Consider the following 20141-nt stretch of genomic DNA (forward strand, 5'->3'; position numbering starts at 1 on the left):
TTGCTGACACTTCACGTCGCCGAGCACTCTCCGGAGACGGCGGTCCTGGCCGACGGCGGGAGCATCGCCGCCGTCGGCCCCCACGAGGAGCTGGCCGCCGCGCACCCCACGGCCCGCGTCCGGCGCTGGCCCGGCATCCTGACGCCCGGGCTGCTCAATCCGTACGCCCCCGAGCTCCTGGAAGCCACGTACCACCCGGACCCGCGGGAGGCCGACGAGCTCGGCACCGACCCCATCGGCGGCGAGCGCGCGGTGGCGATCTTCCGCGCCGACCCGTCCCGCCTGGGCGCCAGCGCCCGTCGCGGCGTGCAGCGGATGCTGGCGCACGGCACGGTGGCGGTCGCGGGCGAACTGCGGGCCCGCCCCGTGATGGACGCCGTGGGCAGAGCGGGCCTCGCGGTGGGCCAGCGCCCACCGCGCCTGCCGGGCCCCCCGTCCCTGTCACCGACCCCGCTGGTCCTGCTCCCGCCCCTGGCGGAGGGCGCCCCGGCGAGGTTCGCGATCTTCGACGTACAGAACAGGGCCGAGCTGGTGGCACGCGGCGCGGAAACGTGCGTGGCAACGGTGATCGCGGGCCGCCTGGTGTACCGCGCCCGCTGAGAGCCCCGGCAAGGGGTTGCCCCGTAAGGGGCGCGGGGAACTGCGCGGGCAACCACGACACGACCCGCACCCGCCGGCGGCGGAACACGCCACACGCGATGGCGGAACGCCCGCCGCAGGCGAAAGAACCCGGGCCTGCCACAATGGGCAAGTGACCCGCGCCTCCCTGGAAAAGCAGCCCCACGAAGTCGCCACCATGTTCGACGACGTGGCGGAACGCTACGACCTCACCAACGACGTGCTCTCCCTCGGCCAGGCCCGCCTCTGGCGCAAGGCGGTCGCCAAGGCGGTCGACGCCCGCCCCGCGCAGAAGGTCCTCGACCTCGCCGCGGGCACCGCCACCTCCTCGCAGCCGTTCGCGCAGGCGGGCGCGTACGTCGTGCCGTGCGACTTTTCGCTCGGCATGCTCGCGGTCGGCAAGAAGCGTCACCCCTGGATGCCGTTCACCGCGGGCGACGGGACGAAGCTGCCGTTCAAGGACGACACCTTCGACGCCGTGACCATCTCCTTCGGGCTGCGCAACATCCAGGACACGGGCGCCGCGCTGCGCGAGCTGTACCGCGTGACGAAGCCGGGCGGCCGGGTCGTGATCTGCGAGTTCTCGCACGCGACATGGGGTCCCTTCCGGACGGTCTACGAGGAGTACCTGATGCGGGCGCTGCCGCCGGTCGCGCGCGCGGTGTCCTCGAACCCGGACGCGTACGTCTATCTCGCCGAGTCGATCCGCAGCTGGCCCGACCAGCCCGCGCTGGCCGCGCTGCTCCAGGACGCGGGCTGGGCGAAGGTGGCGTGGCGCAACCTCACCGGCGGCGTGGTGGCGCTGCACCGGGGGTTCAAGCAGGTCTGATCAGGGCCTGATCGAGGTCTGATCAAAGGGGTTTCGTAACGCTCCAGTTGAGACTGGGGATCCCGCGCCCATGGGAACCGGCCACCGGGCAAGATGTGTCCGTTGTAGCGACCCGGCCGTTTCCTTATGTGGTGCTTACGGGTCGGTCATTCTCGCCGGTGATCTGCTGATCTCCTGGACTGACGGAGCGTTCCGATGGCGTCGTACTGCCCACACTGCGGGGCTCCCGCTCCTGACGAGGCCCGCTTCTGCATGAAGTGCGGCCGCGAACGCACCCCTGAGCCCGAGACTCCCGGGGTGCTTGAGGCTCCCGGGATGCCAGGGACGCCTCCGCCGCCCGCGTACCTGCCGCGCCCCGTCACCCCCTCGCCCGTCGGCGCCTTCTTCGGTCGTACGTTCCGCGGGGACTGGGCCGGTGCCGTGCAGGCCGCACTCTGGCCGCTCGTGCTGCTGCTCGTCGGGGCGGTCGCGCTGGCCGGTCCTTCGTACGGGCAGGACGACGAGGTGGTCGTCGGCTTCGTCGACCGGCTGCGGGTCAGCCTCGCGCTGCTGCTCCAATCCGTCGGCGGCGGCTTCGAGTTGTCGGGCCACGAGCGGCGTCCGGTCTTCGGCGGTACGAGCGACCTCGGCTCGGAATCCTCTGACCAGGTGCTCCAGGGCACCGCGTCGCTGCACTTCGTCCCGCTGACCGTGACCGTGCTGTGGATCGTGGCGCTCCTCATCGGCGTACGCGTCCTGCGCAACCGGATCCGGCTGCGTGCCGCCGCCGCGCCGGGCGGTGTGCACGGCGGCACGGCGGGGTTCGAGGCCGCCGTCCGCGTCTCGCTCCTGGTGACCGCGGGCGTGCTCGCGCTGGCGCTCTTCGCGCAGCCCGAGATCGAGGGCGTCGAGGTCTCGTCGTCCCCGGTGCTCGCCGCGCTCGGCGCGCTGCTGCTCGGACTCGCCGTCTCCTGCGGGGTGTTGCACCGCGAGGACCTCGCCCACCGGATGGCCGCACGCCCCGGCGCACAGGCCGTCGTCCGCGCCGCCGGTACCGCGCTGCGCGCCCTCGTCGTCGTCCTCGTGCTCTGCTCGCTCGTCGCCTTCATCAGCCTCACCCAGGTCGACGACCTGGCCGAACTCGCCGACCTCGACGAGGCGGACGTCTCGCCGCTCCTGGTCGCGCTGCTGCTCCTGCCGAACCTCGCGGTCACCGCGCTCGGCATCGGCTGGGGCGCGTCGGCCGAGGCGTCGGCGAGCGGCGCCAGTTCGACGTACGGCGGGAGTCGGCAGAGCGGCTCCTTCGGCCTCTCCGAACTGGGGGACGTCACCAACGACTGGGCGGTCGTGGGCGCGTTGGCGCTCGGTCTCGTCTGCGCGCTGACCATCGGCGTGCTCGCGGCCCGGCGCCTCGCGGGCCGCCGCGGCGAGCAGTTCCTCGCCGCGGGCATCTTCTTCGGGCTCGTCCTGCTGCTCGCCGCCTTCAGCGGGTTCGGCGTCGAGGTGTCCGGGGTCGGTGGCAGCGGCGGGGGTTCGGAGTTCGGCAGGGCCAGCGGCAACGGCACGGTGGAGACGGGGATCGGCATCCCCGAAGTCCTGCTGTTCGGGCTGCTGTGGATCGGGGCGGCGACGTTCCTCGCGCCGTTCCTGTTGCAGATGGTGGGGCAGCGGGGGGTTGCGGGCGCGCCGATGACAGCTCCCGTGCCGGGGGCGCCTGCCGTGCCGGGGGCGCCCGCCGTGCCGGGCTCGGTGCCGACTCCCACACACTCGCCCGCCCTTCCACACTCACCCGCCCCTTCGCATTCCCCTGCCCCTTCGTACGTGCCCACCATGGAAGTCACCCCGCCGTACGCCCCCGCCCCCAAGCCCCGCGGCAGCGCGGGCATCTGGGTGGCCACGATCGCCGGGGCGCTCGTCATCGGTGGCGGTGCGGCGGCCGGGATCCTCTTCTGGCAGGACGGCGGCGGCGACGACAAGACGGACGGCGCGGCCAAGGGCGCCAGCGCGTCGGCGAGCCGGTCGGGGCCCCAGGACCCGAGCCCGGTGGCGTCCGAGGCGACGGAGAGCCCGGAGCCGAGCGCCAGCGCGGACTCGGGGGACCTCGGTGTGGTGAACGTCCCGGAAGGCTCCGAGATCATGACGGACCCCGAAGGGTTCTCCTTCGCGGCGCCGACGGGCTGGCGCAGGGAGCCCGTGGACCCGCAGCGCCCCGGGCAGATCACGTACGCAGGTTCGACCGGGCGCGAGGAGTTCCTCGTCGGCGTCGTCACGGACGCGCCCTACACCTCGTACGAGAACTTCCTCAACATCGAGAAGCACACCAAGTCGGCCCCGGACAAGTCCGACTACCAGCGCGTCCGACTGGAGCGGAACACCTTCCAGGGGCGGTCCGGCGCGATCTGGGAGTACACCTACACCGACGAGGCGGACCGCACGATCCACGCCATCGACCAGAGCTACATCGCGGAGAACGGCACGGAGTACGCGATCCAGTTCTCCTGGCGCGAGGACTTCCTGCCTGCCGGTGAGGGCGCGAAGACGCATCGGACGGCCCTGGACACCTGGCGGCTCATCAGCGACTGAGCCGCCGGAGGGCCGGGGCCCGGGGCGGCCGGGTCCCGGCCCCGCTCACGGCGCGGCCGTCACCTCGGGCCCCGGCTCGTCCAGCTCCCCGCGCAGTTCGCCGCCGCCAGGCGGCCCCGGGCGGCGCGGCTCGCGCACCCCCGCGCCGCCCTCGCCCTCGCCGGGGCCCAGGTCGAACCAGACGGTGACCGCCGCGCCGCGCGGCACCTCCGCACCGGGCGGCGGGTACTGGCGCACGACGTGTTCGACGACGACGTCGTGGAAGCCGGGCCGGTCGGGCGCCGCGAGCCGTACGCCGTGCCGCGCTGCGGCCTCGCGCGCGTCCACCGCCATCAGGCCGATCAGGCGTGGCACGCGCGCCTCGGGCAGCTCGTGCGGCTCGGGCGGATTGCGCACAGACGTCACCCCCTGCGGTACCGGACCCGCTGCGGTACCGGCAGGGTAGACCCGCTACAGGGCGAGCCGGAAGCAGTGGGCCACGCGCCGGGGCTCCGGGTCGCCGGGCGCCCACGGGGTGGTGAACGTCTCGGCGAGCTCCATGCCGAGCCGCCGGGTGACCGCGATGGAGCGCTCGTTCCCCGAACGGATCATCGCCACCACGCTCGGTACGCCCACGGCGCGCAGCCGTTCGACCGTGGCCACCGCCGCCGCGGTCGCGTACCCCTTGCCCCAGGCCGGGCGGGCGAGGCGCCAGCCGATCTCGATCTCGCCGGTGGGGCCCCAGTCTCGGGGCCAGGGCTGGGCGCCGGTGAAGCCGATCGGCTCGCCGTCCGCGTCGAGCAACGTCCACAGGCAGTAGCCCAGTTCGGCGTCGTGTCTGCGCTGGCGCGCGGTCAGCTCCTCGTACATGGAGAGCTCGGCCGACGTGCCGCCGAAGAACTCCATGACCTCGGGGTCGTCGAAGAGCCGGTGCCAGGCGAAGGCGTCCTCATGGGTGGGAACCCGCAGGTGCACGGCGGGCAGGGTCGCTGTCTGGTCGCTCACGTGTGGCCCTTCGGCTGGCTGATCGGTACCGCCTCATAGACTGCCCATATCCCGTGCCCGTCGGCACAATGATTTCGAGCCTTGGGGAGAACCCGCCGTGACCGAGCCCCTCTCCGAACACTCAGCGGACGTCATCGTCGTCGGCGCCGGGCCCGCAGGGTCGACGACGGCGTACTACCTGGCCAAGGCCGGGCTCGACGTCCTGCTCCTGGAGAAGACCGCGTTCCCGAGGGAGAAGGTCTGCGGCGACGGCCTCACCCCCCGCGCCACGAAGCAGCTCGTGTCCATGGGAATCGACATCTCCGAAGAGGCGGGCTGGCTCAGGAACAAGGGCCTGCGCATCATCGGCGGCGGCATGCGCCTCCAGCTGGATTGGCCGGATCTCGCCTCCTACCCGGACTACGGCCTGGTCCGCAAGCGCGACGACTTCGACGAGCAGCTCGCCAGGCAGGCGCAGAAGGCGGGCGCCCGCCTGCACGAGCGGTGCAACGTGGGCGAGCCGATCATCGACGACCGCACGGGCCGCGTCACCGGCGTGCACGCCAAGCTCGGCGAGGAGAAGACTCCGGTCACCTTCCACGCCCCGCTCGTCGTCGCCGCCGACGGCAACTCCTCGCGGATCTCCCTCGCCATGGGCCTGCACAGGCGCGAGGACCGCCCGATGGGCGTCGCCGTACGGACGTACTTCACCTCGCCCCGCCACGACGACGACTACCTGGAGTCGTGGCTGGAGCTGTGGGACCGGCGCGGACCGGGCGAGGACCGGCTGCTGCCCGGCTACGGCTGGATCTTCGGCATGGGCGACGGCACCTCCAACGTGGGCCTCGGCATCCTCAACTCCTCCAAGGCCTTCCGCGAGCTGGACTGGCGCGAGGTCCTCAAGGCGTGGTGCGCCTCGATGCCCGAGGACTGGGGCTACACCCCGGAGAACATGACGATGCCGATCCGCGGCGCCGCCCTGCCGATGGCCTTCAACCGCCAGCCGCACTACACCAAGGGCCTGCTCCTGGTCGGCGACGCGGGCGGCCTGGTGAACCCGTTCAACGGCGAGGGCATCGCGTACGCCATGGAGTCGGGCCAGATCGCGGCGGACGTCATCGTGCAGGCACACGCGCGTGCCACCCCCGCCCAGCGCGAACTGGCGCTCCTGAACTACCCGCAGACCCTCAAGGACGTCTACGGCGGCTACTACACGCTGGGCCGCGCCTTCGTGAAGCTCATCGGCAACCCGAAGGTCATGAAGATCGCGACCCAGCGCGGTCTGACCCACCCGGTCCTGATGAAGTTCACGCTGAAGATGCTCGCCAACCTGACCGACCCGACGGGCGGCGACGCGATGGACCGGATCATCAACGGGCTGAGCAAGGTGGCTCCGAAGGCGTGACCCAGGAGCACGGCGGCCCCGCTTCGGTGGACCGGGCGCTCGACCTCCTGGAGGCGGTGGCCCGGGCCCCCGAACCGGTCGGCGCCAAGGCGCTCGCCGGTGAACTGGGCTGCGCCCTCTCGACCGTGTACCACCTGCTCGCCCCGCTCACCGCGCGCGGGCACGTGGCGCGCACCCCGGACGGCTTCGCGCTCGGCCCGCGCGTACCCGCCCTGTACCGCTCCTTCCAGCGGCACGCGGGGGTCGACGCGGGCACCCGCAAGCTGCTGCTCGGCGTACGCAGGACGGCCGGTGCCCACGCCTACCTCAGCGCCCGCAGGGGCGGCCGGATCGCCGTCGTCGACAGCACCACGGCCGTACTGGCCGACGGTGGCGACCCGTTCGAGGTCGGTGTCGACCAGGGCGCGCACGCCACCGCGCACGGCAAGGTGCTGCTCGCCTCGCTCGGCAGGGCGGCCAGGCGGCGCTATCTGGACGAGCACGGCCTGCCGAGGCTGACCGAGCACACCATCACGAGCCCCGACCGGTTCGAGGCCGAGCTGCGCCGGGTGCGGGCGGCGGGTGTCGCGGTGTCGGTGGGGGAGACGGATCCGGCGTACACCTGTGTGGCCGTACCGCTCGGCGACGGGGTCCGGGCCCTGTCGGTGTCCCTGCCGACCGCGGAGTTCCGCGGGCGGCGGCGGGAGTTGACCGGCGTCCTGACGCGGGCCGCGCGGCGGGGCATTCCGGCAGCGTCGGAATAGCGGCCCGTCGCGCTTGCCGACGCGGCGGTGCGGGCGGACGCTGGCCGCATGATTTTCATCGCCGTCAAGTTCACCGTCCGCCCCGAGCACAGCGACAGCTGGATCGAGCGGACCGCCGCGTTCACCGCCGCCACCCGTGCCGAGCCGGGCAACGTCTTCTTCGAGTGGTCCCGCTCCGTCGAGGACCCGAACCAGTTCGTGCTCCTGGAGGCGTTCGCCGACGGGGACGCGGGCGCCGCGCACGTCGGCTCCGACCACTTCAAGGCCGGTTTGGAGACGATGGGCGAGCTCATCGCCTCGGTGCCGCAGATCGTGAACACCGAGATCGAGGGCAGCGGTTGGTCCGCGATGGCGGAGCTCTCGCCGAAGAACGACTGAGGGAAACGCTCGCGGGGCGGCTGAGAGGCCGTCTCAGGGCATGCCGAGGGCCGGAACCCCCCAGGGGGGTTCCGGCCCTCGGTCGTGTCTCTAAGAGGCCGTCAGAGGACGCGCACGGCGCCCGAGGCCGGGTAACCCGACAGGTCCTGGATGACAACGCCCTTGCTGGGGTTGGCGGCGTCCAGGTACTGGCCGTTACCGATGTACACACCGACGTGGTACGCGGAGCCCTTGCCGCCCCAGTACAGGATGTCGCCGACCTGGAGGTTCGAGGTGCCGACCTCGGTGCCCATCGTCGACTGGTCCTGCGAGACGCGCGGGAGGTCCACGCCCGCCTGCTTGAACGCGGCCTGCACGAGGCTGGAGCAGTCCCAGGCGTTGGGGCCCGAGGCACCCATCACGTAGGCGTCGCCGAGCTGCGACTTGAGGAAGCTGATGACCGAGCCGACGCTGCCGCTGGCCGGGGGAGCGACCGAGTCGGAGGAGCTCGCGGAGGAGCCGCCGCCGGACTGCGTGGTCAGGTTGGTGCGCTCGGCCGAGCGCGAGGCGCGCTCCTGCTCCGCCTTCTTCTTGGCGGCGGCCTCGGCCTTGCGCTTGGCCTCGGCCTTCTTCTCGGCCTGCGCCTGGTCTTCCTTGGCCTGCTTGGCGGCCTTGGAGGCGGCGGCGTCCTGCTCGGCGCGCGACTCGTAGGAGTCGGCGGCCTGCTGGGTGACGTCGGCGGAGTGCGCGATCTGGGCGGACAGATCGGCGGTGAGCGTGGGCATCTCGATGGTCTCGGTCACCGGCTCGGCCGCGTTCGCCGTACCGGCCGCCGCGGCCACTGCCAGGGTGCTGAGGACGCCACCGGCAACTCCGGCGCGCAGGGCGACCTTCGTGGCGCTGCGACGGGGCTTCCGGTGGCTGGGTATGTGAGCGGTGTGGGACATGAGACCAACCGCTATCAGGGACTCAGGGTTCCCTTCAAGAAACGTGTCCTGCGCCACAGTTGCCCGTGGCGCGGCCGAATCCCGGGCGTGTCGCTTCTTATTGACGCCGTAACGGGCAATGCGGACACGGCCGATCACGCCTGTGATCATGGGTTTTCTGTGATACGTCCGAATTGCCCTTGGTCTACCACCGGTTGAGCCGGTTGGCCAAGCCCGGTTTATTCGCCGCACGGGCCCCTGTGGCACAGGTCACACGGGCACCCTCTCGGGGGTCTCCCTGAGACCTGGCTGAGACCTCCCTGAGATCTCCCGGAGTTTTCGGGTGCCCGCTCACCCCTGGATCACTCGTCGCCCGACCGTTCGTGAATCGGTGCACGCGTCCACATCCGTCCACACCTCTCCCGCCAAAGTGTGAACGCGGCTCCACTATCAAGCGATGCCGTCCAGCACCAATTTGCGCCGGAGTCACCTGTCTTGATAGAGCGGCAGGCTCTCGACCAGGGGCAACTCGCCAAGATGTCACCTCTAGTGATCACTCAGGCGCTTCGCGTACGAAGATCACCGCTCATCCGACTTCATGATCCTTCGTCAGGTGGTGGAGATCACAAAGCCGTTGTCGCACCCCGTGTCGCAGATCACAGACCGCCGGGCATAAGATGCGGGGCAGTTGGGCTTGTGACCTGCTTCACATGTGCGCGATCTTCGATGGGATTCGGGGCGCGGTCCGACGCAACCGCCAACAGTCAGTGCCGACTGAGAGGAGCGAGGAGCGTGAACGCCTATGCGCCCATCCTCGTGCTGGGAGCCCTCGGGGCAGGCTTTGCGATCTTCTCCGTGGTCATGGCCACGCTTATCGGTCCAAAGCGGTACAACCGAGCCAAGCTCGAGGCGTACGAGTGCGGCATCGAGCCGACGCCGACGCCGGCCGGTGGTGGGCGATTTCCCATCAAGTACTACCTGACGGCGATGCTCTTCATCGTCTTCGACATCGAGATCGTCTTCCTTTACCCCTGGGCCGTCACCTTCGACGCCCTCGGGATTTTCGGGCTCGTGGAGATGCTGCTCTTCGTGCTCACCGTCTTCGTCGCGTACGCGTACGTATGGCGGCGCGGCGGCCTGGAATGGGACTAAAGGTCTGAGGGGCAAAGAGCATGGGACTCGAAGAGAAACTGCCGAGCGGATTTCTGCTGACCACCGTCGAACAGGCCGCGGGCTGGGTGCGCAAGTCATCCGTCTTCCCCGCCACGTTCGGTCTCGCGTGCTGCGCCATCGAGATGATGACGACGGGCGCGGGGCGCTACGACCTGGCGCGCTTCGGCATGGAGGTCTTCCGCGGTTCGCCGCGCCAGGCGGACCTGATGATCGTGGCCGGACGGGTGAGCCAGAAGATGGCGCCCGTGCTGCGGCAGGTCTATGACCAGATGCCCAACCCCAAGTGGGTCATTTCCATGGGGGTTTGCGCCTCATCGGGTGGGATGTTCAACAATTACGCGATTGTGCAGGGTGTGGACCATGTTGTCCCTGTTGACATCTATTTGCCCGGTTGTCCGCCGCGCCCCGAGATGCTGATGGACGCGATTCTCAAGCTCCACCAGAAGATCCAGGGCTCCAAGCTCGGCGTGAACGCGGAAGAAGCGGCCCGTGAGGCGGAGGAGGCGGCCCTCAAGGCGCTCCCCACCATCGAGATGAAGGGGCTGCTGCGGTGAGCGACGCGCACGGCTCGCACGACGAGCACCTGAACGGCAACGGCGTCCCGGCGCCGCGCGACGAGGCCGGCAGGGTCATCGGCGTACGCAAGGGCATGTTCGGCGCCGACAGCGGCGGCGACACCTCCGGCTACGGCGGACTCGTCCGCACGATCACGCTGCCCGGCGCCTCCTCGCGCCCCTACGGCGGCTGGTTCGACGAGGTCGCCGACGAGTTGGAGGGGGCCCTGGAGGAACAGGGCCTCGTCCCGGAGAACGCGATCGAGAAGACGGTCGTCGACCGGGGCGAACTCACCTTCCACATCGCGCGCGAGCACCTCCTGCGCGTCGCCCAGACCCTGCGCGACGACCCGGCGCTGCGCTTCGAGCTCTGCACCGGCGTCAGTGGCGTGCACTTCGAGGGCGACAAGGGCCGCGAGCTGCACGCCGTCTACCACCTGCGCTCGCTCACCCACGGCCGACTGATCCGCGTCGAGGTCAGTGCCCCCGACGCCGACCCGCACGTCCCCTCCCTCGTCACGGTCTATCCGACCAACGACTGGCACGAGCGCGAGACGTACGACTTCTTCGGCCTGATCTTCGACGGTCACCCGGCGTTGACGCGGATCATGATGCCGGACGACTGGCAGGGCTTCCCGCAGCGCAAGGACTACCCCCTCGGCGGCATCCCCGTCGAGTACAAGGGCGCCCAGATCCCGGCTCCGGACCAGCGGAGGTCGTACAGCTGATGTCTGCCACTCAGGGAACTTCCCCCGCTTCCGCTCGCGAGACGACCGAGGGGACCGTATATACGGTCACCGGCGGCGACTGGGACGAGGTCGTCCAGTCGGCGGCCAAGACCGACGACGAGCGCATCATCGTCAACATGGGTCCCCAGCACCCCTCCACGCACGGTGTGCTCCGGCTGATCCTGGAGATCGACGGCGAGACCGTCACCGAGGCCCGCTGCGGCATCGGCTATCTGCACACGGGCATCGAGAAGAACCTCGAATACCGCACGTGGACGCAGGGCACGACGTTCGTCACGCGCATGGACTACCTGACGCCGTTCTTCAACGAGACGGCGTACTGCCTCGGTGTCGAGAAGCTCCTCGGCATCGAGGACCAGATCCCGGACCGTGCCTCGATCATCCGCGTGCTCCTGATGGAGCTCAACCGGCTCTCCTCGCACCTGGTGTGCATCGCCACCGGCGGCATGGAGCTCGGCGCGACGACGATCATGATCTACGGCTTCCGTGATCGTGAACTCATTCTCGACATCTACGAGTTGATCACCGGCCTGCGGATGAACCACGCGTACATCCGGCCCGGCGGACTCGCCCAGGACCTGCCCCCGGGCGCCGTGGACCAGGTCCGCGAGTTCGTGAAGAAGATGAAGAAGAACCTCCCGGAGTACGACAAGCTCGCCACCGGGAACCCCATCTTCAAGGCCCGCATGCAGGACGTCGGCTACCTGGACCTCTCCGGCTGCATGGCGCTCGGCGCCACGGGCCCCGTCCTGCGCTCCGCGGGCCTCCCGCACGACCTGCGCAAGACGGACCCCTACTGCGGCTACGAGACCTACGACTTCGACGTCCCGACCGCCGACACCTGCGACTCCTACGGGCGCTTCCTGATCCGCCTGGAAGAGATGCGCCAGTCGCTGCGGATCGTCGAGCAGTGCCTGGACCGGCTCGCCCCCGGTCCCGTCATGGTCGAGGACAAGAAGATCGCCTGGCCCGCGCAACTGGCGCTCGGCCCGGACGGGTTGGGCAACTCGCTCGACCACATCAAGAAGATCATGGGCACCTCCATGGAGGCCCTCATCCACCACTTCAAGCTGGTGACCGAGGGCTTCAGGGTCCCGCCGGGGCAGGCGTACACGGCGGTCGAGTCGCCCAAGGGCGAACTCGGCGTGCACGTCGTCTCCGACGGGGGCACCCGCCCCTACCGGGTCCACTTCCGCGACCCGTCCTTCACCAACCTTCAGGCCATGGCGGCGATGTGCGAGGGCGGCCAGGTCGCCGACGTCATCGTCGCCGTCGCGTCCATCGACCCCGTGATGGGAGGCGTCGACCGGTGACCACCACCCCCTCCGAGCAGGGCGCGGGCGTCAGCCTGGGCATGCCCCAACTCCCCGCCCCCGACTACCCGGCCGACGTGCGCGCCAGGCTCGACGCGGACGCCAAGGAGGTCATCGCCCGCTACCCGGACTCGCGCTCCGCCCTCCTTCCCCTGCTGCACCTGGTGCAGTCCGAAGAGGGGCACGTCACGCGCACGGGCATGCGGTTCTGCGCCGAGGCGCTCGGCCTGACCACGGCCGAGGTCACCGCGGTCGCGACCTTCTACACCATGTACCGGCGCAAGCCGTCGGGCGACTACCAAGTCGGCGTCTGCACCAACACGTTGTGCGCGGTGATGGGCGGCGACGCGATCTTCGACGAGCTCAAGCAGCACCTCGGCGTCGGCAACGACGAGACGACCGAGGACGGCAAGATCACGCTCGAACACATCGAGTGCAACGCCGCCTGCGACTTCGCCCCCGTGGTGATGGTCAACTGGGAGTTCTTCGACAACCAGACGCCCGACTCCGCCAAGCGGCTCGTCGACGACCTGCGCGCGGGCGTGCCGGTGGAGCCCACGCGCGGCGCGTCGATCTGCACGTACAAGGAGACCGCCCGGATCCTGGCGGGCTTCCCCGACGAGCGGCCCGGTGCCGTCGAGGCGAGCGGCGGCGCGGGCCCCGCCTCGCTGATCGGACTGCGCCTGGCCAAGGGCGAGTTGCCGCAGCCCCGCGTGGTGCACCCGCGCGCGGGCGGGCCCGCGGACGAGGCGCCCGCCGAGCACCTCAGCTCGCACGACGCACCGCAGCAGACCTCGGCATCCGACCCGGCCCACCCGGCCGGACCGACCGCCGAGGAGGGGGAGTGATGACCTTGGCAGCCGAGATCGACAACGAGACCAGCCCCGAGAAGCTGCTCGCACCGGTCCTTTCGGCGTTCTGGGACGAGGACAAGTCCTGGACGCTGGAGACCTACCGCCGTCACGACGGGTACGAAGGGCTGCGCAAGGCCCTCGCCATGGACCCGGACGACCTCATCGCCTACGTGAAGGACTCGGGCCTGCGGGGCAGGGGCGGCGCGGGCTTCCCCACCGGAATGAAGTGGCAGTTCATTCCGCAGGGCGATGGCAAGCCGCACTATCTAGTTGTCAACGCCGACGAGTCGGAGCCGGGGACCTGCAAGGACATCCCGCTCCTCTTCGCGAACCCGCATTCCCTCATCGAGGGGATCGTGATCGCGTGCTACGCGATCCGTTCGTCGCATGCCTTCATCTATCTGCGGGGCGAGGTCGTCCCCGTGCTGCGCAGGCTGCACGAGGCCGTCCGCGAGGCCTATGCGGCGGGCTACCTCGGCAAGAACGTCCTGGGCAGCGGACTCGACCTCGAACTCACCGTGCACGCGGGCGCGGGCGCGTACATCTGCGGTGAGGAGACCGCGCTGCTCGACTCGCTCGAAGGCCGTCGAGGCCAACCGCGACTGCGTCCCCCTTTCCCTGCGGTCGCGGGCCTTTACGCATGCCCCACTGTCGTGAACAACGTCGAGTCCATCGCATCCGTTCCCGCGATCCTCAACCGAGGAAAAGACTGGTTCAAGTCGATGGGGAGCGAGAAGTCGCCCGGCTTCACGCTCTATTCGCTCAGCGGGCACGTCACGAGCCCGGGGCAGTACGAGGCGCCGCTCGGCATCACGCTGCGCCAGCTGCTCGACATGAGCGGCGGCATGCGGGCCGGGCACCGGCTCAAGTTCTGGACGCCCGGCGGCTCCTCGACCCCGATGTTCACCGACGAGCACCTGGACGTACCCCTCGACTACGAGGGCGTGGGCGCCGCCGGATCGATGCTCGGCACCAAGGCGCTGCAGTGCTTCGACGAGACGACGTGCGTCGTGCGGGCCGTGACCCGCTGGACCGAGTTCTACGCCCATGAGTCCTGCGGCAAGTGCACGCCCTGCCGCGAAGGGACGTACTGGCTGGTGCAGTTGCTCCGCGACATCGAGGCGGGCAAGGGCGTCATGGCCGACCTCGACAAGCTGAACGACATCGCCGACAACATCAACGGCAAGTCGTTCTGCGCCCTCGGCGACGGCGCCGCCTCGCCGATCTTCTCCTCGCTGAAGTACTTCCGCGAGGAGTACGAGCAGCACATCACCGGCAGGGGCTGCCCCTTCGACCCGGCCAAGTCGACGCTCTGGGCCGACAAGCCCGCCCGCACCACGGAGGTGAACGCATGACAGTGACCACTAATAGCGCTCCCTCCGGGGGCGGTGAGGCGGCGGTTCCGCCCGAGGACCTCGTCTCGTTGACCATCGACGGCATCGACATCAGCGTCCCCAAGGGGACCCTGGTGATCCGGGCCGCCGAACTGCTCGGCATCGAGATCCCCCGGTTCTGCGACCACCCGCTCCTCGACCCCGCGGGCGCCTGCCGCCAGTGCATCGTCGAGGTCGAGGGCCAGCGCAAGCCGATGGCGTCCTGCACGATCACGTGCACCGACGGCATGGTCGTGAAGTCGCAGCTGACCTCGCCCGTCGCGGAGAAGTCGCAGCGCGGTGTGATGGAGCTGCTGCTCATCAACCACCCGCTGGACTGCCCGGTCTGCGACAAGGGCGGCGAGTGCCCGCTGCAGAACCAGGCGATGCAGGTCGGCGACCCGGACTCCCGCTTCGAAGGCAAGAAGCGGACGTACGAGAAGCCGGTGCCGATCTCCACGCAGGTGCTTCTCGACCGTGAGCGGTGCGTGCTCTGCGCGCGCTGCACCCGCTTCTCGAACCAGATCGCGGGCGACCCGATGATCGAGCTGATCGAGCGCGGCGCGCTCCAGCAGGTCGGCACGGGCGAGGGCGACCCCTTCGAGTCGTACTTCTCCGGGAACACCATCCAGATCTGCCCGGTCGGCGCGCTGACCTCGGCGGCGTATCGCTTCCGCTCGCGCCCCTTCGACCTGGTCTCGTCGCCCTCGGTGTGCGAGCACTGCTCCGGCGGCTGCGCGACCCGCACCGACCACCGGCGCGGCAAGGTCATGCGGCGTCTCGCGCAGGACGACCCCGAGGTCAACGAGGAGTGGATCTGCGACAAGGGGCGCTTCGGCTTCCGTTACGCGCAGAAGCCGGACCGGCTCACCACCCCCCTGGTGCGCAACGCGTCGACGGGCGAACTGGAGCCCGCGAGCTGGCCCGAGGCCCTGGACGTCGCCGCCCGTGGGCTGGCCGCCGCGCGCGGCCGCGCCGGTGTCCTGACCGGCGGCCGCCTCACCGTGGAGGACGCCTACGCGTACAGCAAGTACGCGCGCGTGGCGCTCGACACGAACGACATCGACTTCCGCGCGCGCGTGCACAGCAGTGAGGAGGCCGACTTCCTGGCGGCCCGGGTGGCGGGGCGCGGCAGGGACCTGGACGGCGCTGGCGTCACCTACGCCGCCCTGGAGAAGGCCCCCGCCGTCCTGCTCGTCGGATTCGAGGCGGAGGAGGAGGCGCCCGGCGTCTTCCTGAGGCTGCGCAAGGCCTGGCGCAAGCACGGCCAGCGCACCTTCTCCCTCGCGACGTTCGCGACCCGGGGCCTGGAGAAGGCGGGCGGCACGCTGCTGCCCGCGGCGCCCGGCACCGAGACGGAGTGGCTCGACGCGCTCGCCGCCGGGGTGAGCCTCGCGGACGACGGGGCCAAGGCCGCCGAGGCGCTGCGCGGCGAAGGAGCCGTCATCGTCGTCGGCGAGCGGCTCGCGGCCGTGCCCGGCGGGCTCACCGCCGCCGTGCGGGCCGCCTCCGCCACCGGCGCTCAGCTGGTGTGGATCCCGCGCAGGGCGGGGGAGCGGGCCGCCATCGAGGTGGGCGCGCTGCCCTCGCTGCTGCCCGGCGGGCGTCCGGCCACCGACCCGCGCGCGCGGGACGAGGTCGCGTCCGCCTGGGGCGTCGCCGAACTCCCGCACCGCTACGGCCGCGACACCGGCCAGATCGTCGAGGCCGCCGCGACCGGTGAGCTAGGCGCCCTCCTGGTGGCGGGCGTCGAGGTCGCCGACCTGCCCGACCCGACGCGCGCGCGTCAGGCGCTGCACGAGGTCGGTTTCCTGGTCTCCCTGGAGCTGCGGCCCAGCGAGGTCACCGACCACGCCGACGTGGTGCTCCCCGTGGCCGCGGTCGCGGAGAAGCCCGGCACGTTCCTCAACTGGGAGGGCCGGGCGCGGATGTTCGACGCCGCGCTCAAGCCGGACCAGATGACGCGCAGGCTGGCGCCCACCGACGCCCGCGTCCTGCACATGCTGGCCGACGCCGGTGACGTCCACCTGGGCCTCCCGGACCTGCTGACCATCCGGCGCGAGCTGGACCGGCTCGGCGCCTGGGACGGCCCGCACGCGACGGAGCCCCTGGAGACCGGCGCCCAGCCGCCGAGGCCCGCCTCCGGAGAGGCCGTTCTCGCCGGTCACCGGCTGCTGCTCGACCGGGGCCGCCTCCAGGAGGGCGACGAAGCGCTCGCGGGGACGCGGCACGCCGCCCACGCGCGCGTGTCGCCCGCCACGGCCGCCGAGGCGGGCGTCAAGGACGGCGACGTGCTCGCCGTCAGCGGCCCGGCAGGGACGAGCGAACTCCCGCTCCAGATCACGGAGATGCCCGACCGGGTGGTCTGGCTGCCGCTGAACTCCGCCGGGGGAGGCGTCACTTCGGACACCGGTGCGCACCCCGGCGACCTCGTCCGCATCGGCCCGGCGGTCCTGCCGGAGCCCTCTGAGGCCCCGGAGGTGACGTCGTGATGCACACCGTGGTGCCGCTTGCGGCGGAAGACCTGTCCATGTTCGGCCGTGACCCCTGGTGGCTGGTCGCCCTCAAGGCGGTCTTCTGCTTCGCGTTCCTGATGGTGACGGTGCTCTTCTCCATCGTGTGGGAGCGCAAGGTCGTCGCCTGGATGCAGTTGCGCATCGGCCCCAACCGGCACGGCCCCTGGGGCATGCTGCAGTCCCTCGCGGACGGCATCAAGCTGATGCTGAAGGAAGACCTGATCGTCAAGCGCGCGGACAAGGTGGTCTACATCCTCGCGCCGGTCGTCGCCGCGATCCCGGCCTTCATGGCGATCGCCGTGATCCCCTTCGGTCCCGCGGGCAACGAGATCTCGATCTTCGGCCAGCGCACCACGATGCAGCTCACCGACCTGCCGATCGCGATGCTCTACATCCTCGCGGTCGCCTCCGTCGGCATCTACGGCATCGTGCTCGCGGGCTGGAGTTCCGGATCCACGTATCCGCTGCTCGGCGGTCTGCGCTCCTGCGCGCAGATGATCTCCTACGAGATCGCGATGGGCGCGGCCTTCGCCTCCGTCTTCCTCTACTCCGGGTCGATGTCGACCTCGGCGATCGTGGAGGCGCAGGCCGACCGCTGGTACGTGCTGCTGCTGCCCGTCTCGTTCCTGATCTACATCGTGACGATGATCGGTGAGACCAACCGCGCGCCGTTCGACATGCCGGAGTCCGAGGGCGACCTCGTCGGTGGCTTCAACACCGAGTACTCCTCCATCAAGTTCGCGCTGTTCATGCTCGCCGAGTACGTCAACATGGTCACCGTCTCGGCGGTCTCGGTCACGCTCTTCCTGGGCGGCTGGCGGGCCCCGTACCCGGTCAGCACCTTCTGGGAGGGTGCGAACCACGGCTGGTGGCCGATGCTCTGGTTCGTCATCAAGGTCCAGTTGCTGCTGTTCTTCTTCATCTGGCTGCGCGGCACGCTGCCACGCGTCCGCTACGACCAGTTGATGAAGCTCGGCTGGAAGGTCCTGATCCCGATCTCGGTGGTCTGGCTGATGCTCGTGGCCACGGTCAGGGCGATGCGGAACGAGAACTACGACTTCACCTCGATCGCGCTCTATGTGGGCGGCGGCGTCATCGCACTGCTGTTGCTCTCCGTGGTCGTCGACATCTTCCGCGACAAGCGCGAGAAGGGCGAGGCGGCGCTCGTCGAGCAGGAGGAGCCGGTCGCCTTCGACCCGATGGCGGGCGGATTCCCCGTGCCACCGCTGCCGGGACAGAGCCTGCCACCCGTGCCACGCCGCCGCTCGCGCCAGGAGCGGGAGCTGATTGTCAGTGGTGGCCCCGATACTCAAAGTGACGGAACCCGCAATGACGGAAAGGAGGCGTCCGATGGCTGAGCAGTCGAACCAGCCGGACCGGTCGGGCAAGTCGAAGCTGCCGGCGCAGCCGCAGCAGTCGGCTGAACCGAACCAGTCGAATCAATCGAAGCAGGGGTTCCAGAACCCCGTGGCGGGCTTCGGCGTGACCTTCAAGGCCATGTTCAAGAAGCGGCTGACCGAGCAGTATCCGGAGCAGCAGAAGACCACCGCTCCCCGGTTCCACGGCCGGCACCAGCTCAACCGCCATCCGGACGGCCTGGAGAAGTGCGTCGGCTGTGAGCTCTGCGCCTGGGCCTGTCCGGCGGACGCCATCTACGTGGAGGGCGCGGACAACACCGAGGAGGAGCGCTACTCACCCGGTGAGCGCTACGGCCGCGTCTACCAGATCAACTACGCCCGCTGCATCCTGTGCGGACTGTGCATCGAGGCGTGCCCCACGCGCGCGCTGACGATGACGAACGAGTTCGAGCTGGCCGACAGCAGCCGCGAGAACCTCATCTACACCAAGGAGCAGCTGCTCGCCGGGCTGGAGGAGGGCATGGTCGAGAGCCCGCACTCGATCTTCCCCGGCATGGACGAGCAGGACTACTACCGGGGTCTGGTGACCGAGGCGGCGCCGGGCACGGTCCCCCAAGTCGCCCTCTCCAAGGGGGAGACGCCCCAGGAGGCGGCCGCGGACTTCGGTGATTCCGAACCGGCGTCGGAGAAGGTGATCGGCCGATGACGCAGATCGCCGCCTACTCCACCTCCACCGGCGAGGCCTTCCAGTTCTGGGTGCTCGGCACGGTCGCGGTGATCGGCGCCCTGTGCACCATCCTCATGAAGAAGGCCGTGCACAGCGCGCTCTGCCTCGCCGGGACCATGATCATCCTGGCCGTCTTCTACCTCGCCAACGGGGCGTACTTCCTGGGCATCGTCCAGATCGTCGTCTACACCGGCGCGATCATGATGCTGTTCCTCTTCGTGGTCATGCTCGTCGGCGTCACCGCCGCCGACTCCCTGAAGGAGACCATCAAGGGGCAGCGCTGGCTGGCCGCCCTGTGCGGGTTCGGCTTCGCGGTGCTGCTCTTCGCGGGCATCGGGAACGCCTCGGTGAAGGAGTTCAACGGCCTCGGCAAGGCGAACGCGGGCGGCAACGTGGAGGGCCTCGCGGGGCTCATCTTCACGAAGTACGTCTTCGCCTTCGAGATCACCGGCGCCCTGCTCATCACGGCCACGGTCGGCGCGATGGTGATGACCCACCGCGAGCGCACGGAGCGCGCCAAGACCCAGCGCGAGCGGGCCGAGGAGCGCGTGCGCGAGGGCAAGCACCTGCCGCCGCTGCCCGCCCCCGGCGTCTACGCACGGCACAACGCGGTGGACATCGCGGGCCTGCTCCCCGACGGCACCCCCTCCGAGCTCACGGTCATGAAGACCCTGCGTGAGCGCGGCCAGATCCGCGACGTGTCGAGTGAGGCGATCGAGGACCTGCGGGCGCTCGAGCAGCGCTCCACCGACCGGCTCGAGCGGCCCGACCTGCGGGAGACCGACATCGGGCGGACCGAGGAGGCGTCGAAGTGAATCCGGTCAACTACCTCTATCTCTCCGCCCTGTTGTTCGCGATCGGCGCGACCGGCGTGCTCATCAGGCGGAACGCGATCGTGGTGTTCATGTGCATCGAGCTGATGCTCAATGCCTGCAACCTCGCGTTCGTCACGTTCTCCCGCATGCACGGCAACCTCGACGGCCAGATCATCGCCTTCTTCACGATGGTCGTCGCCGCCGCGGAGGTCGTGGTCGGGCTCGCGATCATCGTGTCGCTGTTCCGTTCCCGCCACTCGGCCTCGGTCGACGACGCCAGCCTGATGAAGCTGTAAGGGGTCGCTG

General features: G+C 70.2%; 20 protein-coding genes and 1 pseudogene. 18 read left to right on the forward strand and 3 right to left on the reverse strand.

What is annotated here, in order from left to right; all coding sequences use genetic code 11:
* The 4 genes and pseudogenes from KY5_RS23865 (at position 1) to KY5_RS23875 (ending at position 4009) form a co-directional block, all read left to right on the forward strand.
* Entirely contained in the window at positions 1-600 is a 600-nt protein-coding gene (locus KY5_RS23865) for an imidazolonepropionase-like domain-containing protein (protein ID WP_098244165.1), read from the forward strand.
* 151 nt (positions 601-751) lie between these two features.
* Positions 752-1447 (forward strand): demethylmenaquinone methyltransferase, encoded by a 696-nt coding sequence (locus KY5_RS23870; protein ID WP_098244166.1) that lies wholly within the window; start codon positions 752-754, stop codon positions 1445-1447.
* 195 nt (positions 1448-1642) lie between these two features.
* A pseudogene (locus tag KY5_RS42960) lies at positions 1643-1711 on the forward strand (zinc-ribbon domain-containing protein); the annotation flags it as partial.
* 51 nt (positions 1712-1762) lie between these two features.
* On the forward strand, positions 1763-4009 hold the full coding sequence (locus tag KY5_RS23875) for a hypothetical protein (RefSeq protein WP_234363286.1): 2247 nt from the start codon (positions 1763-1765) through the stop codon (positions 4007-4009).
* A 45-nt stretch (positions 4010-4054) separates the two neighbouring features.
* Here the strand turns inward: KY5_RS23875 and KY5_RS23880 are convergent, their stop codons facing one another.
* The gene (locus KY5_RS23880; protein WP_098244168.1) at positions 4055-4414 is read right to left on the reverse strand and encodes a PASTA domain-containing protein; all 360 of its coding nucleotides are present in this window, start codon (positions 4412-4414) and stop codon (positions 4055-4057) included.
* A gap of 45 nt (positions 4415-4459) precedes the next feature.
* Positions 4460-4993: a GNAT family N-acetyltransferase gene (locus tag KY5_RS23885; RefSeq protein ID WP_098244169.1), complete on the reverse strand. Its 534-nt coding sequence runs from the start codon at positions 4991-4993 to the stop codon at positions 4460-4462.
* 97 nt (positions 4994-5090) lie between these two features.
* Here KY5_RS23885 and KY5_RS23890 point away from each other — a divergent pair, with 97 nt between their 5' ends.
* The 3 genes from KY5_RS23890 to KY5_RS23900 are packed head-to-tail and all read left to right on the forward strand — an operon-like array spanning position 5091 to position 7498.
* On the forward strand, positions 5091-6377 hold the full coding sequence (locus KY5_RS23890) for a geranylgeranyl reductase family protein (protein WP_098244170.1): 1287 nt from the start codon (positions 5091-5093) through the stop codon (positions 6375-6377).
* Positions 6374-7120 (forward strand): IclR family transcriptional regulator, encoded by a 747-nt coding sequence (locus KY5_RS23895; protein WP_098244171.1) that lies wholly within the window; start codon positions 6374-6376, stop codon positions 7118-7120. The genes KY5_RS23890 and KY5_RS23895 overlap by 4 nt, the downstream gene beginning before the upstream one ends.
* Positions 7121-7168: 48 nt before the next feature.
* Positions 7169-7498, forward strand: coding sequence for a putative quinol monooxygenase (locus tag KY5_RS23900; protein WP_098244172.1), 330 nt, complete (start codon positions 7169-7171; stop codon positions 7496-7498).
* Positions 7499-7599: 101 nt separating this feature from the next.
* Here the strand turns inward: KY5_RS23900 and KY5_RS23905 are convergent, their stop codons facing one another.
* Positions 7600-8424, reverse strand: a complete 825-nt coding sequence (locus tag KY5_RS23905) for a C40 family peptidase (protein ID WP_234362839.1) — start codon at positions 8422-8424, stop codon at positions 7600-7602.
* Positions 8425-9195: 771 nt separating this feature from the next.
* On the opposite strand from KY5_RS23905, the gene KY5_RS23910 reads away from it, so the two are divergent.
* Genes KY5_RS23910 through nuoK form a run of 11 tightly spaced genes read left to right on the forward strand, consistent with a single transcriptional unit; the run spans position 9196 to position 20131 of the window.
* A complete protein-coding gene (locus tag KY5_RS23910) occupies positions 9196-9555 on the forward strand; it encodes an NADH-quinone oxidoreductase subunit A (protein ID WP_003992243.1) in 360 nt (119 codons plus the stop codon).
* Positions 9556-9575: 20 nt separating this feature from the next.
* Positions 9576-10130, forward strand: a complete 555-nt coding sequence (locus KY5_RS23915; protein WP_031035164.1) for a NuoB/complex I 20 kDa subunit family protein — start codon at positions 9576-9578, stop codon at positions 10128-10130.
* On the forward strand, positions 10127-10858 hold the full coding sequence (locus tag KY5_RS23920; RefSeq protein WP_098244174.1) for an NADH-quinone oxidoreductase subunit C: 732 nt from the start codon (positions 10127-10129) through the stop codon (positions 10856-10858). The genes KY5_RS23915 and KY5_RS23920 overlap by 4 nt, the downstream gene beginning before the upstream one ends.
* Positions 10858-12192, forward strand: coding sequence for an NADH-quinone oxidoreductase subunit D (locus KY5_RS23925; RefSeq protein WP_098244175.1), 1335 nt, complete (start codon positions 10858-10860; stop codon positions 12190-12192). The genes KY5_RS23920 and KY5_RS23925 overlap by 1 nt, the downstream gene beginning before the upstream one ends.
* Positions 12189-13040: an NADH-quinone oxidoreductase subunit NuoE gene (gene nuoE, locus KY5_RS23930; protein ID WP_098244176.1), complete on the forward strand. Its 852-nt coding sequence runs from the start codon at positions 12189-12191 to the stop codon at positions 13038-13040. The genes KY5_RS23925 and nuoE overlap by 4 nt, the downstream gene beginning before the upstream one ends.
* Positions 13040-14401 (forward strand): NADH-quinone oxidoreductase subunit NuoF, encoded by a 1362-nt coding sequence (gene nuoF, locus KY5_RS23935; protein WP_098244177.1) that lies wholly within the window; start codon positions 13040-13042, stop codon positions 14399-14401. The genes nuoE and nuoF overlap by 1 nt, the downstream gene beginning before the upstream one ends.
* Entirely contained in the window at positions 14398-16911 is a 2514-nt protein-coding gene (locus KY5_RS23940) for an NADH-quinone oxidoreductase subunit G (protein WP_098244178.1), read from the forward strand. The genes nuoF and KY5_RS23940 overlap by 4 nt, the downstream gene beginning before the upstream one ends.
* Positions 16911-18293: an NADH-quinone oxidoreductase subunit NuoH gene (gene nuoH / locus KY5_RS23945; protein WP_199843616.1), complete on the forward strand. Its 1383-nt coding sequence runs from the start codon at positions 16911-16913 to the stop codon at positions 18291-18293. Before KY5_RS23940 ends, nuoH begins: the two co-directional genes overlap by 1 nt.
* Entirely contained in the window at positions 18286-18999 is a 714-nt protein-coding gene (gene nuoI / locus KY5_RS23950) for an NADH-quinone oxidoreductase subunit NuoI (protein ID WP_234362840.1), read from the forward strand. The genes nuoH and nuoI overlap by 8 nt, the downstream gene beginning before the upstream one ends.
* Complete coding sequence (locus KY5_RS23955) at positions 18996-19835, forward strand: NADH-quinone oxidoreductase subunit J (RefSeq protein ID WP_098244179.1); 840 nt, start codon at positions 18996-18998, stop codon at positions 19833-19835. The genes nuoI and KY5_RS23955 overlap by 4 nt, the downstream gene beginning before the upstream one ends.
* Positions 19832-20131, forward strand: coding sequence for an NADH-quinone oxidoreductase subunit NuoK (gene nuoK / locus KY5_RS23960; RefSeq protein ID WP_055543692.1), 300 nt, complete (start codon positions 19832-19834; stop codon positions 20129-20131). Before KY5_RS23955 ends, nuoK begins: the two co-directional genes overlap by 4 nt.
* Positions 20132-20141 lie beyond the last annotated feature (10 nt).

The organism is Streptomyces formicae, from assembly GCF_002556545.1.
Lineage (GTDB): Bacteria > Actinomycetota > Actinomycetes > Streptomycetales > Streptomycetaceae > Streptomyces > Streptomyces formicae_A.

Excerpts from the sequence above, each read along its gene's own strand:
- KY5_RS23875 (WP_234363286.1), top strand. The coding sequence starts at position 1,763 with ATGCCAGGGACGCCTCCGCCGCCCGCGTACCTGCCGCGCCCCGTCACC.
- KY5_RS23900 (WP_098244172.1), top strand. The coding sequence starts at position 7,169 with ATGATTTTCATCGCCGTCAAGTTCACCGTCCGCCCCGAGCACAGCGAC.
- KY5_RS23905 (WP_234362839.1), bottom strand. The coding sequence starts at position 8,424 with ATGTCCCACACCGCTCACATACCCAGCCACCGGAAGCCCCGTCGCAGC.
- KY5_RS23915 (WP_031035164.1), top strand. The coding sequence starts at position 9,576 with ATGGGACTCGAAGAGAAACTGCCGAGCGGATTTCTGCTGACCACCGTC.
- KY5_RS23925 (WP_098244175.1), top strand. The coding sequence starts at position 10,858 with ATGTCTGCCACTCAGGGAACTTCCCCCGCTTCCGCTCGCGAGACGACC.
- nuoF (WP_098244177.1), top strand. The coding sequence starts at position 13,040 with ATGACCTTGGCAGCCGAGATCGACAACGAGACCAGCCCCGAGAAGCTG.
- KY5_RS23940 (WP_098244178.1), top strand. The coding sequence starts at position 14,398 with ATGACAGTGACCACTAATAGCGCTCCCTCCGGGGGCGGTGAGGCGGCG.
- nuoH (WP_199843616.1), top strand. The coding sequence starts at position 16,911 with ATGCACACCGTGGTGCCGCTTGCGGCGGAAGACCTGTCCATGTTCGGC.
- nuoI (WP_234362840.1), top strand. The coding sequence starts at position 18,286 with ATGGCTGAGCAGTCGAACCAGCCGGACCGGTCGGGCAAGTCGAAGCTG.
- KY5_RS23955 (WP_098244179.1), top strand. The coding sequence starts at position 18,996 with ATGACGCAGATCGCCGCCTACTCCACCTCCACCGGCGAGGCCTTCCAG.